The sequence below is a fragment of the Cytobacillus praedii genome (genome assembly GCF_001439605.1).
Classification (GTDB): domain Bacteria; phylum Bacillota; class Bacilli; order Bacillales; family Cytobacillaceae; genus Cytobacillus; species Cytobacillus praedii.
On record NZ_LMBX01000008.1, the window covers coordinates 155,396 to 169,541 of the forward strand.

12 protein-coding genes are annotated in these 14,146 nt (G+C 38.5%); 4 read left to right on the forward strand and 8 right to left on the reverse strand.

Annotation, left to right across the window (positions count from 1 at the left end; genetic code table 11):
* Positions 1-81 precede the first annotated feature (81 nt).
* From ASU02_RS11020 to ASU02_RS11045, 6 genes are all read right to left on the reverse strand, one after another.
* A complete protein-coding gene (locus ASU02_RS11020) occupies positions 82-1,173 on the reverse strand; it encodes a GerAB/ArcD/ProY family transporter (RefSeq protein WP_057763469.1) in 1,092 nt (363 codons plus the stop codon).
* 24 nt (positions 1,174-1,197) lie between these two features.
* Positions 1,198-2,292, reverse strand: a complete 1,095-nt coding sequence (locus ASU02_RS11025) for a GerAB/ArcD/ProY family transporter (protein WP_057763470.1) — start codon at positions 2,290-2,292, stop codon at positions 1,198-1,200.
* A gap of 43 nt (positions 2,293-2,335) precedes the next feature.
* Entirely contained in the window at positions 2,336-2,560 is a 225-nt protein-coding gene (locus ASU02_RS11030) for a hypothetical protein (RefSeq protein WP_232426225.1), read from the reverse strand.
* Complete coding sequence (locus ASU02_RS11035) at positions 2,560-3,735, reverse strand: Ger(x)C family spore germination protein (RefSeq protein WP_057763471.1); 1,176 nt, start codon at positions 3,733-3,735, stop codon at positions 2,560-2,562. Before ASU02_RS11035 ends, ASU02_RS11030 begins: the two co-directional genes overlap by 1 nt.
* Positions 3,736-3,766: 31 nt before the next feature.
* Complete coding sequence (locus ASU02_RS11040) at positions 3,767-5,338, reverse strand: spore germination protein (RefSeq protein ID WP_082631763.1); 1,572 nt, start codon at positions 5,336-5,338, stop codon at positions 3,767-3,769.
* A 178-nt stretch (positions 5,339-5,516) separates the two neighbouring features.
* Positions 5,517-6,302, reverse strand: coding sequence for an ABC transporter ATP-binding protein (locus tag ASU02_RS11045; RefSeq protein ID WP_057763472.1), 786 nt, complete (start codon positions 6,300-6,302; stop codon positions 5,517-5,519).
* Between the two features lie 118 nt (positions 6,303-6,420).
* On the opposite strand from ASU02_RS11045, the gene ASU02_RS11050 reads away from it, so the two are divergent.
* Positions 6,421-7,434, forward strand: coding sequence for an NAD(P)/FAD-dependent oxidoreductase (locus tag ASU02_RS11050; protein WP_057763473.1), 1,014 nt, complete (start codon positions 6,421-6,423; stop codon positions 7,432-7,434).
* A gap of 44 nt (positions 7,435-7,478) precedes the next feature.
* Here the strand turns inward: ASU02_RS11050 and ASU02_RS11055 are convergent, their stop codons facing one another.
* Positions 7,479-8,474 carry an iron-hydroxamate ABC transporter substrate-binding protein gene (locus ASU02_RS11055; RefSeq protein WP_408607264.1) on the reverse strand — a complete coding sequence of 332 codons (996 nt, stop codon included), beginning with the start codon at positions 8,472-8,474 and terminating at the stop codon, positions 7,479-7,481.
* 147 nt (positions 8,475-8,621) lie between these two features.
* Here ASU02_RS11055 and ASU02_RS11060 point away from each other — a divergent pair, with 147 nt between their 5' ends.
* The 3 genes from ASU02_RS11060 (at position 8,622) to ASU02_RS11070 (ending at position 11,884) form a co-directional block, all read left to right on the forward strand.
* Positions 8,622-9,668, forward strand: a complete 1,047-nt coding sequence (locus ASU02_RS11060) for a FecCD family ABC transporter permease (protein WP_057763474.1) — start codon at positions 8,622-8,624, stop codon at positions 9,666-9,668.
* Positions 9,668-10,687 carry a FecCD family ABC transporter permease gene (locus ASU02_RS11065; RefSeq protein ID WP_057763475.1) on the forward strand — a complete coding sequence of 340 codons (1,020 nt, stop codon included), beginning with the start codon at positions 9,668-9,670 and terminating at the stop codon, positions 10,685-10,687. Before ASU02_RS11060 ends, ASU02_RS11065 begins: the two co-directional genes overlap by 1 nt.
* 225 nt (positions 10,688-10,912) lie before the next feature.
* The gene (locus ASU02_RS11070; protein ID WP_057763476.1) at positions 10,913-11,884 is read left to right on the forward strand and encodes a nuclease-related domain-containing protein; all 972 of its coding nucleotides are present in this window, start codon (positions 10,913-10,915) and stop codon (positions 11,882-11,884) included.
* A gap of 33 nt (positions 11,885-11,917) precedes the next feature.
* Here the strand turns inward: ASU02_RS11070 and ASU02_RS11075 are convergent, their stop codons facing one another.
* Positions 11,918-14,032 carry an MMPL family transporter gene (locus tag ASU02_RS11075; protein WP_057763477.1) on the reverse strand — a complete coding sequence of 705 codons (2,115 nt, stop codon included), beginning with the start codon at positions 14,030-14,032 and terminating at the stop codon, positions 11,918-11,920.
* Between the last annotated feature and the right edge of the window lie 114 nt (positions 14,033-14,146).

Genomic DNA, 14,146 nt, shown 5'->3' on the forward strand with positions numbered 1-14,146 from the left:
TTTTTCATTTTCCTTAAGTATTTAGAGTGCATGGAATTGGGAATGGATTATCTGGGGGATCCACCGAAGAAAAGCTTCAGACTAATGAACCTCTAAAGTCTTTGATTTCTTCCTTATCATAGCCACACCTAAAATAAATAAGGGAATGAATGTCTGCATGATTGGAAATAAAAGCGGAAAAACAGTTATATCTATATGATTGTTTACCATTAAATTCGGCACTCCCCAAACACTAACTTCCACTATTAAGATGCCAATCGGCCAAACAATGGGTTTATAATCAGATAATTTTAGCCATTGAGCTGTTGTTAAAATTGTAACATAGTAGAAAACAGTAATTTTTATAAAAGTTCCTAATATCCATATCGCAATGATAATAGGTTCGATACTTTCAATGAAATCTCCAAGGTTTACTAATTGAGTGGCTGATAAAAAAGGGTAAATATAAAATTCAGTATTTTGATTTAGAATAAACAGAACTGTAATGTTTGTTATTATAAAAGTGACTAAAATTAAAAGGACAGTAAAGATTCCCCATTTCATCCCCTTTGAATCTGATAAGGAGGGGAGGAGAAACACAATTAGAAATAGCTCGCCAAACCATACTTGAGGGATAATTGCTCCTTTTAAAGAGGGAAGGAGCCCATTTTCTAATATCGGAAAAATATTTGAAGGTTCTAATTGCGGAAGTAATAAGAAAATAATAATAAATACCGAAAAGATAAAGATTGGAAAGAAGAATTGAGCAACTCTTCCAATCACTTCTATCCCAGCAATGACTGTAAATGCCGAAAGTAAAAGCATGGAAATCATAATGACACTTACAGGAGTTTTAATAAAGAATACCTTTATAAATTCTGCATAGGTTCTAGTAATTTGCCCGGATGCAATGAGAAAGAAAGTGAAATATAGAAAGCCGAGAAGTTTTGTAGCAAGCGTGCCAATGGTATGCTCACATATTTGAAAAAATGTTTGCCGAGGGAATCGTTTTGATAATTGAATCACAATGATAACCGTAAAAAAGCCGATGATTGAAGCCCAAATAGGAGAAAGCCACAAGTCTTTCTGAGCATATTTGGCAGTAATTGAAGGGACTGTAAGAATAGCTGTTGCGATAATTGTCAAATACATCATCATCCCCATTTGCATGGAGGAAATTCTCCCTTTATCCATCATCCCGCTCCTTTCATCAAAAAATTATATCTTCACTGGCTTTACTTTTTTTCTAAAACTGGAAATGCCTAATAAGAGTAATGGAATGAAAGTCTGCATTATTATGCCAAGAAAAGGAGAGACGGTTTCATCGTGTTGATTGATAACCATTAAATTTGGTAAAGACCAGAAGCTTAATTGGACGATTAGAATGCCGAGCGGCCAAACGATTGGTTTATAGTCAGTCAGATTTAGCCATTGTCCGATCCCTAATGCAGTCACATAATAAAAGACAGTTATTTTTACAAACGAGCCCAATATCCATAATGCAATGATGATTGGATCCATATTTTCGATGAAATCACCTAAGTTAACAAATCTAGTAGCTTTTAAAAAGGGGTAAATGGAACCGGCTATGTTTTGTCCTAAGATGAAAAGAACAATTAAATTTGCTGTTAAGAAGGTGAACAACACCATAAATATCGTAATCATTCCCCATTTCCTTCCCTTGCTTTGATCTGATAAAAATGGAAGGAGAAAAATGATTAGGAAAAACTCACCAAACCAAACTTGAGGGATGATGGCCCCTTTTAATGAAGGGAGGATTCCGTCTTCCATAATAGGCAATAGATTACTTAAATTTAGTTTAGGAATTAATAAAATAATAATGATAAAAATTGAAAAGAAAAAAATAGGAAAAAAGATTTGTGATACTCTTCCAATTACTTCTAACCCTCCAATGACGGTAAAAGCGGCAAGAACGGTCATTGAAATAACAATGACACTTATTGGTGTTTGCGGTAAATACACTGTTAATATAAAATCAGCGTAGCTTCTAATGATTTGCCCCGTAACATAAGCTAAAAAGCAAACATAAATAAATCCTACTAGCTTACCGATATAAATCCCTGCTGTTTGTTCACATATTTGAAAAAAGGATTGCTGCGGATGATTTTTAGACAACCTGATAACAATAATTAAGGTTATAAATCCAACAAGTGAGGCCCAGATTGGAGAAAGCCATAGATCTTGTTTGGCATACTTTGCAGTTATTCCGGGAACTGTTAAAATGGCTGTGGACATTATTGTCAAATACATGATCATCCCCATTTGCAAAGAGGAAATTTTTCCTTTCTCCATTCCTAAACCTCCAATCAACAAGAAATCAAAAACAGTTAAAAATTTATAGACTTTCCATAAAATTGCCGAACGGGCGAAATATAGTTTCAAGCAATGTGACTGGTCCTGGTAAGTTTGGAAGATCAAAAAGGGAAAGAGCTCCAGCTATTATAAGCAAAATAAAAAAGGTGATCTTATCTCTTTTAGGATAGGTTTTTATTTTCTTCCACTCATATAAAATAATGGTCCCAATAATCACCATGACACAAAAGAATATTCCCCATTTCACTATTTTTTCACCTCGTTCTTAGGCAGCCCGCTAGGAGTACTTGTATATCCAGGTCTGCGAATATAGGCATCAACATCCACAATTACTTCAACCTGGGGGAACATTTCATTCCAACGGTTTTTTACCTTTTTCCATTCCTTTGGATAGTGGTGATGAAATTCTGTCGCAAAATTAATAATATCAATATTAAATTCATTTTGAAGCGGATTGATTGCTGCTTGAATCCGATGCTTTATATTTTTTTCAAAATCATTTTCTAACCTCTTAATTGTTTCAGGATCCATTAAATTTAGCTTGGTTTCATTTTGAACTACATCTCCTTCAGCTTGCACTTTAATTGTCATTTTCCATTTATCTTTTGATATTCTAGGCTTTAGTTTGACATTAGATTGTACTGGACTAACTGAAATCTCTTCCCCTTCATTACCAGCTTTAAAGGAAATGGTGCTATCTTTTAGCATATTTTTTATCCACATGATTCCACGTGTTTCATATTCTCCTATCGTGCCGATCATTTTATCTTTCGAAAATATAGCCGAGCCTGAAATATAAGGTATTGATTCATTTTCCATTTTTCCTTTATTTGGAGGGTAAACTTTTATAAGCGGAAGCACGGCGTTTTGGGCATCACTTGTCAACATTAAATCCAAGTCCTTCATTGTTACAGAAAGCCCAATATTGAAATCTAATAGCTCTTTAAGAACCTCCCCAGAATATCGTTCTAAAGGAGGCAGTAACTGAAGAACCTTTTCTGTGTCAGCTTTACTAACAAACATAAATGCCCTGCCGCGTGGCTCTGGATGACGCACTAAGAAATCGAGCTGCTCCCGAATTCCATTTTCGGCGAGTCCCATACCAAAAATGAAAACTTTGCATTGCCCCCAAAAGATTGTTCGGGGCAGCACCATTTGAAGTTTCGAAACAGCATCCGCTAAATTGCTGCCAGTCCCTTTCCGAGTTAATGTTAGATCCCCTCCGCCTGTCCCCAAGCCGCCGCCGCCGCTGAGTGCCCGGGGGATAAATACTTGTGCGGTAACTTTAATCTGATTATCCTCTGTTAGGTCTATTGCTGTCGCTGTTATGATAGCTATATCATTGACTTCAACGCGATCCCAGCAGCCACTGAGCATAAAAATACTTAGAAAATAAGAAAGAGATAGGAAAAAACGCTTCATCAATATTTTCTCCTTTGCGAATAAAATTAGGCTATTCTCCTCCTTTAGAAGGATCAGGTTTTAATCCAGGAGATTGACGGTTTTTGTTATATTCACCCGTCAGATGAGGACGAGTTTTAAGTTTCCACCAAGGGGCCCTTATCAATGTATCTTTCAGTTCCGACCCTTTTAATGGAGCTAAAGGACTTAAATAGGGAACACCAAAAGAACGAATAGTTGATAAATGAACAATGATTGCAATAATCCCCATCATCACTCCGAGAAGACCTAATGCCCCAGCCAAAAAAATAATGGGGAAGCGCAGAATTCGAAATCCGATGCCCATCGCATATCGTGGAATCATGAATGAAGCAATGCCAGTAATAGCTACCACAATAACCATGGGTGCTGATACAAGTCCCGCTTGGACTGCGGCTTGTCCAATTACTAATGCGCCAACAATGCTGACTGCAGCACCAACTTGTTTTGGCAATCGAATCCCCGCTTCTCTTAAAGCTTCAAAGGTAACTTCCATCATTAGGGCTTCTACAAGAGCAGGGAAGGGTACAGCTTCCCTTGAAGCAGCTACACTAAGCAGTAGAGCTGTAGGGACCATTTCATGGTGAAAAGTTAGGATGGCTACATAAAGGGATGGCAGCAGCACTGATATAATTAGGAATAAATAACGCAGCCAACGAACCGCTGAACTGATTGGGAAGCGCTGGTAATAATCTTCGTGTGATTGCAATAACGAAAAGAATGTTGTTGGAGCAATAATTACAAATGGAGTCCCATCAACTAAGATGGCAACCCTGCCTTCCAGCAAATTGGAACAAACAACGTCAGGACGTTCTGTGCTTAATATTTGCGGGAAAGGAGAGTAAGGATGGTCTTCTATTAATTCTTCAATATACCCGCTATCTAAAATGCCATCAATCTTAATTCGTTCTAAGCGATTGTGCACCTCTTCGATAAGGTTATGATTGGCAATCCCCTCTATATAAGAAATAACAACCTTAGTTTTTGTGAGCTGACCGATAAATAATTCTTCCATTTTGAGAGAAGGACTTTTAATAATCCGCCGTAACTGAGAGGTGCTTACGTTAATTGTTTCCGTAAAACCTTCTCTTGGTCCTTTAATGCCTACTTCAGCAGTTGGCTCTCCAATTGCTCGTTTCTCCCATTTAGCTAGGCAGAGGGAATAACCAATATTAATTCCATCACATAGAAGCAAAGGATTTCCTGTTGAAATAGAGTCAATGCATTCGGGTAGTGTAGAAAGCTTTCGTAAATTAGTAACAGGGATTTTGTTTTCGAGCATGTTCATCATTTCATTTGTATTTTTCGCAGAAGAATTCATTAATGGATTAAGAATTTGCTCATCCGCTTCTTCCACATTTGCCAGCCCATCGATATATAGGAGGTAAGCTTGAATGACTCCTCCTATTAAAATTGGCCGGAAAACAACATCAGAGCAATTAGCATATATAGAACGGAAATATTCAATATTTTCATTAATAGTATAGGTCAAAGTAGCTTGTTTGTCTGATGGTTTTTTTTGTGTAGCTGAATGTGACAGGTTTATATGTTTTGTTTTAAGCAGATTTTTTACTCGACGAACCAACCATTTTTCCTCCTATAAAAAAATCCCTTTTAATTACAGGTTTTCTTAGTTATCCCATGAATTAATAAAAGTTATACACTTGATTAAATGTATGGGGAGAGGTTAGGTGGAGAGGAATAAGGCGTATGATGCCAATAAAAAAACTGCAGAGAGAGCTGCAGTTCTGAAACAATATTTCCTATTTTATTAAATCATACGTCACGCACATCGGTTTTCCCGTTCGCGGATCACGGCTGATTTCTGCATCGATATGGAATACTTTCTGCAATATATCTTTCTGCATTACTTCTTCGCTTGTTCCAGCCTTAATAAGGCTGCCATCCTTTAAGGCGATCATGTTGTGTGAAAAGCGTGCTGCATGGTTTAAGTCATGTAAAACCATGATAATGGTTCGATTTTGAGTTTCGTTTAAGTTTTTCAGCAGCTCCAAAACCTCTAATTGATGGGCCATGTCAAGATAGGTGGTAGGCTCATCTAAGAAGATAATTTCGGTTTCTTGTGCAAGAGCCATAGCAATCCATACACGCTGTCTTTGGCCGCCTGATAGGGAATCTACTGTCCGAAATTTGTAATCAAATGTATTTGTCACTTGTAAAGCCCAGTCAATAACTTCATAATCTGCATGTGATAATTTTCCGAATCCCTTTTGATAGGGGAATCTTCCATATGAAACGAGCTCTCCTACTGTTAGGCCAGATGCACTATCTTGGGTTTGCGGCAAAATAGCCATTTTCTGGGCCAGTTTTTTCGTGTTTTCCTTTGCAATAGATTGCCCATCTAGTAATATACTTCCTTTAGAGTGGGGGATAATACGAGTAATGGCCTTTAGCAAAGTGGATTTTCCACAGCCATTCGGGCCGATGATGGTCGTAATTTCATTGCTATTAAACTGTATATTCATTTGGTTAACAATGATATTTTCTTGATAACCGATAGATAAATCTTTCGTTAATAGACGATTCATGCCAAAGCCTTCCTTCATGAATTCTTGCATTCATTATTGAGTTGTATCTAAATTCATCTTATACTAGTTGATAATGAGAATCAATCATAAATAGACTTTAGGAAGTGGGACTGCAACCATGGAAATATTTGATGTAACCATAATTGGCGGCGGGCCAGCAGGATTGTATGCAGCTTTTTATAGCGGATTAAGAGAACTAAAAGTAAAGATTATTGAGGCACAGCCATATTTTGGCGGGAAGATGCAATTATATCCAGATAAAGTCGTATGGGATGTAGGGGGACAGCCGCCCACATTAGCTTGCAAGCTTATCGATCAAATTATACGGCAAGGCTTAACATTTAATCCGGCTCTAAGCCTGAATGAAAAAATAACGAGTATTGAAAAGCAGGAAGATGTATTTATTGCACGTTCAGACAAAGAGGAGCATTACTCTAAAACCATTATCCTCGCTATTGGCGGTGGGATATTCTCCCCGCAAAGGCTGACGCTTTTTGAAAATCACCTGGAAAATGTCCATTACACATTAAAAGCTCCTAGCTTTTATAAAGATAAAAGAATTGCTGTTTCTGGTAAAGGGATTTCAGTATTTGACTGGGCAAATGCAGTGGCAGATGTTGCTCAAAAGGTAACGATAATCATTTCTGAGGGGAAGGAAAAAATTCCTCCAGAGCTTCTAAAACAGTTAAAGGAGAAGTCGGTAGACATATTTGATCACTCGATGATTACTCAGGCTGAAATGAATGATAAGAACCGCATCATATATTTAAGATGCGAGAGCAAGGAAAAAGGATTAACCCATCAAGTGGATGAGGTACTGATTAATTTAGGCTATGACAGGGATTTTACTTTACTTAGAAACTGCCAGCTTCCGATACAGACGGTAGAAAATAGCTATATTGATGGGCAGCCTAATGGGACAACCTCTGTGCCAGGTCTATTTGCGATTGGTGATATTATAAAGCACGACGCAAAGCTTAATTTAATCACTGGCGCCTTTCAAGATGCAGCGAATACAGTAAATGAATTGACGCAATTTATCAATCCGAAAGCGCGCAAAACAGCGATGGTCTCGACTCATAATACTGTGTTTAAGGAACGAAACAAAGAGATCCGCAGAAAACTAAACTAAAAAATATGGGCTATCACACTAATTTGTGATAGCCCATTTATCAATTATTTTACGATGCTTTTTAAGATGTTATCGATCATTTGTTCATTTGCAATCGCACCAGTGTATAACCAGCTTTCATCAGGTGAGAATTCGTATACATTTCCAGCCTTCACTGCAGGAACACTCTTCCATAATGCATCGCTTAAGGAAGCAGATCCGCTTGCAGCATCACTGTTAATAAGAAATAGGTGATCTGCATTAAGTTCCACTAATTTTTCTAAGGAAATCGCATTCCAGTTGCTTTCTCCGCTAGCTGAAATTTCCTTCACCACTTCTGGCACCTTTAATCCTAAATCCTCATACATAACTGCACCGCTTGATAAGTTTTCACTCACGACGAAGAATTTTCCGCCTACAAGCCAAATAGCTGCAACAGAAGGATTACCAACTTTATCTTCTATTTCTTTTTTTGCTTCCGCAGCCTTTGTTTCGTAATTTTCTAATACCTTCTTGGCTTCATCTTCCTTGCCAAATACTTCACCAACAAGCAGAAGCTCATCTCGCCAGTCATTGTTTACCTCTGTACCGATTACATAGGTAGGAGCAATTTTGCTATATTGTTCATACTTTCCGCCTTCAACCATACTCGCAGAATCCATAATAATTAAATCTGGTGAAAGCTCTTGAACTGCTTCGAATGGCAGATCATGAGGGATAGTCGGGATTCCCTTTAAGTCACCTTGTAAATAGCCTTGAATACTTGCCCCATCATTTACACTCCATTGAGCGACAGGCTTGATTCCTAATGCGACTAAATTATCTTCAAGATAGGATGCAATCACGCGCTCAGGATTAGCAGGAATAACCACTTTGTTGCCCATCGCGTCAGTTAATGTCCGTTCAGCTGCAGCCTCTTTATTTGTATCTTGCTGCTCAGTTTTCTCTGTAGAAGATTGATCCGTACTCTTGTCCGCATTTCCGCAAGCAGTAAGTGACAGTGCAACAAGGCTAGCACTCATTAGCTGAATGAATTTCTTTTTGCTTAACATGTTACTCATTGGAATCCCCCTAATAGTATGTTAAAATATAGTCAATGTTTAATTGATAACGATTATCGCTTTCAATTAAAATATAAAACCATTAACTTGTCAATAATGTAATTGAAATAGATATGTACATTATTTGAAGAAAGAAGTTTTTTTATTATGAGTCACAATGAAAATAACCATACTGAATTAGTGGAAAGTAGAATACATAGTAATCGGCTATTTGGATCACTTATCATATTGGGTGGTTCTATTTTGCTATTATTTTCAGTCATCGCATCGATCCATTTTGGTGCAGCCGATCTTAGCTACCACGCCGTTTGGAGTGCGCTGTTTGACTTTAATAGTGATAATTCCTCCCATGTCATCATCCGAGAATTACGGCTTCCACGTGCGATTGCTGCCGTCATTGTTGGTGCAGCGCTGGCAGCATCGGGGGCAATTATGCAGGGCATGACTAGAAATCCGCTTGCTGACCCCTCAATCATGGGTGTTACATCAGGGTCCTCTTTTCTGATTGCTATTGCCTTTGCCTTTCTGCCAGCGATTTCATATTCAGGCTTAATTTCTTTTTCATTTATTGGTGCAGGTCTGGGAGCTGCTTTGGTGTTTGGGATTTCTTCCTTATCTAAAGGGGGAGTGACCCCTGTAAAACTCGCTCTTGCCGGTTCAGCCATCGCTTCTTTGCTTAGTGCGCTATCAACAGCTATTGGGATTAAATACAATGTGTCGAAGGATATTAGTTACTGGTATGCTGGTGGCGTATCAGGGGTGCAAATGCAGCAATTAATGTATGTCCTTCCTTTTGTGGCAGGCGGATTAATCCTGGCATTACTCATCTCTCGGTCGATCTCAATTTTAAGCTTAGGTGAGGAAATTGCTAAAGGTTTAGGACAGAATACACGACTCATTAAATTATTAGGAACGATTGCAGTGTTATTTTTAACGGGTGCAGCTGTTTCTATTGCTGGAATGATTGGATTTGTTGGTCTTGTTATCCCGCATATTACCCGTTTTATAGTTGGGGTAGATTACCGATGGATTATCCCTTGCTCAGCTATTCTTGGGGGAATCTTGTTAATTGTTGCCGATATTGTCGGACGGATGGTAAATGCTCCTTTTGAAACACCAGTCGGTGCGGTAACTGCGTTAATCGGTGTGCCGTTCTTCCTTTACTTAGCTCGTAAAGAAGGGAGAGGACTGTAATGCATTTATCGAAAAATCAGCATAAATTTAAAATCCTTATGATTGTAACAAGTATTTTAATAGTCATTGCTTTTCTACTTAGTATAAATGCAGGCTATCTTAAAATTCCCATGAATGAGGTTTTTGCTACTCTCATTGGTCAAGGGACACCGAATAATGAACTGACGATATTCGATTTTCGTCTCCCAAGAATTATAATGGCCCTGCTAGTTGGGATGGGAATTGCTGTCTCAGGCGCGATTCTCCAAGGTGTTTCACAAAATCCGCTTGCAGACCCGGGCATTCTTGGCATCAATTCAGGTGCAGGGTTTGCAGTTGTCTTGTATATGTTCTTCTTCCAAGGAACCGCATTTTTTACTGGGATGCTGTCAATCTTTATCATGCCGCTGACAGCATTGGCTGGAGCGTTTATCGCTGCCCTATTGATTTACTTGCTCTCCTGGAAAAATAGAACTGTGACGCCTGTTCGGTTATTACTAGTTGGAATCGGAATTAATGCTGCCTTTGGTGCAGGATTGATCATTTTCCAAATGAAAATGGATTCGATTGATTTTATGAAAGCGATCATATGGATTTCAGGGACGATTTGGGGCACGAATTGGACCTATGTATGGGCGCTTTTGCCTTGGCTGCTTATTCTTATTCCATTTGCTGTGTATAAGGCCCGATTTTTAGATGTCTTGCGCTTAGGAGATCCGATCGCCATTGGGGTCGGTGTTCGAATTGAGAGAGAGAGAGTAATCTTGCTGCTTGTTGCTGTTGCTTTAGCGGGTGCCAGTGTATCAGTTGGAGGCGGTATTACTTTCTTAGGGTTAATCGCTCCGCATATTGCTAGGCGTCTCATTGGTGCGCGACATGCAAAGATTATCCCGCTAACTGCGGCAATTGGTGCATTATTGCTGCTCTCAGCTGATACGCTGGGCAGAGTCGTTATGGCCCCGATGGAATTGCCAGTGGGATTAGTTGTATCGATTTTAGGTGCACCCTATTTCATTTATTTATTAGTGAAAACCGTCTAGGACGTTCAGAAAGGGAGCTTTCTGAACGTTTTTTTTGCAGGGGTTTGTCGAAAAATCGATATTTCGGAAATTTCGTAGATATATTTACTGATTTCGTAGATAATATTAATTTTTCGTAGATATCTCCTCGAATATCGCAGATATCTTTCTTCTTCAAGAAAAAATAGAAGGGATATGGCTCAGAATGGCGAATCCATTATTCGAAAATATATTAGGAGTGGTAAAATGATTGTTAAACCCCGCAAAATTCCTCTTTCTATTCGAAAACTTGAAGCACTGATACGCAGGCTTCCTCCTTATCATCCGAAACTCCCCTTAATTTCTGATGAACTTAATAAAAAGATGGCAGGTTATAAAGGTGAGAGCTCTCTCGACTTTTACTTGGGCTTTCTTGACCCGAAACAGTACTTTATTTTTCATGATCTGCGTTTAAGGGATGATCCCCGTTTCTTTCAAATCGATACACTAATCGTAACTAAGAGCTATCTTTTAATAATAGAAGTAAAAAATATTGCTGGTACGATACACTTTGATCCTTTATTCAATCAGTTAATTAGAATAAAAGACGGAAAGGAAATGGCTTTTCCTGACCCCCTTATACAAGTAAAACGTCATGAATTACAATTGAAAAAATGGTTTAGAAATAATGGGTTAAAAGAATTGCCAATCTGTTCTTTCATTGTAATTAGCAATCCGCAAACAGTTATTCGTACGACTCCAGAAAACAGCTTGCTAAGTCAGAAAGTTATTCACCGTGAAGCTCTTCCCTCTAAAATCATTCAGTTCGAAAATTCCCTTCATACATGCGTTATTTCCGAAAAAGAATTAAAAAAGGCAATACGCCTCATTAAAAAACAGCACACAGAATTAGATTCCTCCATTATGGATAAATACAATATAAGCAGAAATGAACTAATCAAGGGAGTTTTATGCAAAAATTGTCTGAAGCTCCCTTTAGAAAGAAAGCATGGCACATGGTTTTGTTCAGTCTGCCTGGAAAAATGCAATCATGAACATAAAGCGGCGTTAAATGATTATAGACTCTTGATTAGCAAGACGATAACGAATAGCCAGCTTAGAGATTTTTTAAAAATAGAATCCGCAGCGACTGCAACTAGAATTCTGCATTCAATGAATATCCCCTATTCGGGGATAAATAAGGGGAGAGTGTATCAGCTGCCCCTCTTTGAAGAATAAAAAGCCGATAAACATGGTTTATCGGCTCAGAAATTAATTTGCAGTCTCTTTCTTGCTATCCTTATCCTTCTCAAATAATACAATCAAACCAGGCAATAAAACCCCTCTGACTAGGAATGTATCTAATAAAATCCCAACGGCGACAATGAATCCGAACACAAATAATAATTGAACGGGCTGTGTCATTAAGACTGCAAAGGTCGCAGCAAGGATAATTCCTGCTGAAGAAATGACTCCGCCTGTATTGGCAACGGCAATTTCTACAGCTTCTTTGACAGAATGCTTTCTTCGTTCCTCTTGGAATCTTGAAATTAAAATAATATTATAGTCAATGCCTAGCGCGATTAAAAAAACAAAGGCATATAGTGGAACTCGGTTGCTGATAGTGCCAATATCAAAAATCAGATTAGTTAAGAACATACCTAAGCCTAAGGCGGCAAGGAAGGAAACGAGAATCGTGCCCATCATATAAATTGGCATTTTAATAGATTTCGTCAATACAATTAGCATAATAAAGATTAAGATTGTTTCCAATAGAACGATGAGGAGAACATCCTTATTATTTACAGACCGATCATCTACTTTTGTGGCTGTTTCTCCTGCGAAGTAAAGCTCGCCGGTTAGATTGCTGTCAGCTACAATCTGATCCGCATCTGCTATCATCGTTTCCAATGCATCGATAGTTTCAACAGAATACGGACTTTCTTCGAAGGTAAGGCTGTAATTTATTGCCTTATTATCATCGGTTTTTCCATTAATCCGAACATTGCTGACGAGCGGCTGATCCATAAGTGCTGCTTTTATTGCTTCCTGCTGCTCATCACTAACCTCATTTTTTGCTTCGAATAATACAGTTGTCGGAGCCAAATCTCCTTTTTCAAACTTTTCTTCTAGAATTTCATAGCCCATCCTAGAAGGCATGTCTTCAGGGAAAGACTTCATTGTATCGAATTCATATTTTAGATTGAACATATTGCTTGCAGATAAAAGGAGAAAGGCTCCAACGACCACTACGGATAATCCAGGTTTTTTCACGACAAAGCGGCCGATTTTACTCCAAATAGAGTTTGTTTTTACTTTGGCATCCCCAACTCGTGGAATTTTAGGCCAGAAGGACTTCCTGCCGAATAATGTAAACAATGCTGGGACAAGTGTAATCGACGCAAGCATGATAATCGCCATGGTTGTAGCAAAGGTTGGTGCAAAATTACGATAATCTCCCAACCCAGCAAAGAATAATACGAGCATGGCGGCTAGTACGGTTCCGCCCGAGAAGAAAACAGGCATACCCGTTTCTCTCATCGCAGCTTTCATCGAAATAAACTTATCATCATGCTCCTTCAGTTCTTCACGGTAACGAGAAAAGACAAAGAGGGAATAATCGATGACCGCAGCAAATAAAAGAATAGATGCAATTGAAATCGTTTGATTACTAATATCTAATCCAGCTTTCCCCATTAAACCAAGTGTCTGCATGACAATCTCGTAGACAAAGACAGCAGCAAGGAGCGGAATTAACGCTAATAATGGCGAACGGTAAATGACAATCAATAGGATAAGAATTAATCCTACTGTTGATAAAATGAGGACAAGATCTGCTCTAGAAAATAAATCAAGCGAGTCTGTGGCAATTCCTGCAGGTCCTGTCACATATAAGGTTAAATTTGATGATTCCTTGACGATCTTTTGAATAGATTTTAATGAATCCCTCATTTCTTTCGTCTCCAAGGAAGAGTCGAATGTTAAAGGAATTAAAGAAGTTGTCTTATCTTCTGAGAAAAATCCGGCAGCGGCCTGTGGCGGCAAGGCAGATAAAAGAATCACCTGCTCGACGCCTTCAATATTTTTTCGCTCAATTTTTTCTAAGAGCTCAGCCAGCTGTGTGAGTTCCACCTCACCTTCTTTTGACTGAAAGACTAAAATGGCTGGAGTACCATCATTATCTTTAAAATACTTGTCTACTTTAGTTTGTGCAATAACGGATTGAGCATCTTCAGGCAGGGAAGCAACCCTTGAAACTTCATAATCCTTTACGTTTGGGGCAAAAACGGCTAGCAATATTGTGGCTACTAACCAAATGGATAAAGTGACCCACATTCCCTTTTTCGTTGTGACACGGTCGGTAATCGCTTGTAAAATTGTTTTCATCTGTTGACTCCTCTCCTATTTCTTTATAAAGAAGGTGACAGTTGTGTCACTTTGACGGTAATAAAAAATACACGATTGTCACTGTCATTATCTTTTAAAAGTGACACAAGTGTC

What these genes read in the sequence shown, in the direction of transcription:
- ASU02_RS11020 (WP_057763469.1), bottom strand. Translation starts at nt 1,173, where the DNA reads ATGGATAAAGGGAGAATTTCCTCCATGCAAATGGGGATGATGATGTAT.
- ASU02_RS11025 (WP_057763470.1), bottom strand. Translation starts at nt 2,292, where the DNA reads ATGGAGAAAGGAAAAATTTCCTCTTTGCAAATGGGGATGATCATGTAT.
- ASU02_RS11035 (WP_057763471.1), bottom strand. Translation starts at nt 3,735, where the DNA reads ATGAAGCGTTTTTTCCTATCTCTTTCTTATTTTCTAAGTATTTTTATG.
- ASU02_RS11045 (WP_057763472.1), bottom strand. Translation starts at nt 6,302, where the DNA reads ATGAATCGTCTATTAACGAAAGATTTATCTATCGGTTATCAAGAAAAT.
- ASU02_RS11050 (WP_057763473.1), top strand. Translation starts at nt 6,421, where the DNA reads ATGGAAATATTTGATGTAACCATAATTGGCGGCGGGCCAGCAGGATTG.
- ASU02_RS11055 (WP_408607264.1), bottom strand. Translation starts at nt 8,474, where the DNA reads ATGAGTAACATGTTAAGCAAAAAGAAATTCATTCAGCTAATGAGTGCT.
- ASU02_RS11060 (WP_057763474.1), top strand. Translation starts at nt 8,622, where the DNA reads ATGAGTCACAATGAAAATAACCATACTGAATTAGTGGAAAGTAGAATA.
- ASU02_RS11065 (WP_057763475.1), top strand. Translation starts at nt 9,668, where the DNA reads ATGCATTTATCGAAAAATCAGCATAAATTTAAAATCCTTATGATTGTA.
- ASU02_RS11070 (WP_057763476.1), top strand. Translation starts at nt 10,913, where the DNA reads ATGATTGTTAAACCCCGCAAAATTCCTCTTTCTATTCGAAAACTTGAA.
- ASU02_RS11075 (WP_057763477.1), bottom strand. Translation starts at nt 14,032, where the DNA reads ATGAAAACAATTTTACAAGCGATTACCGACCGTGTCACAACGAAAAAG.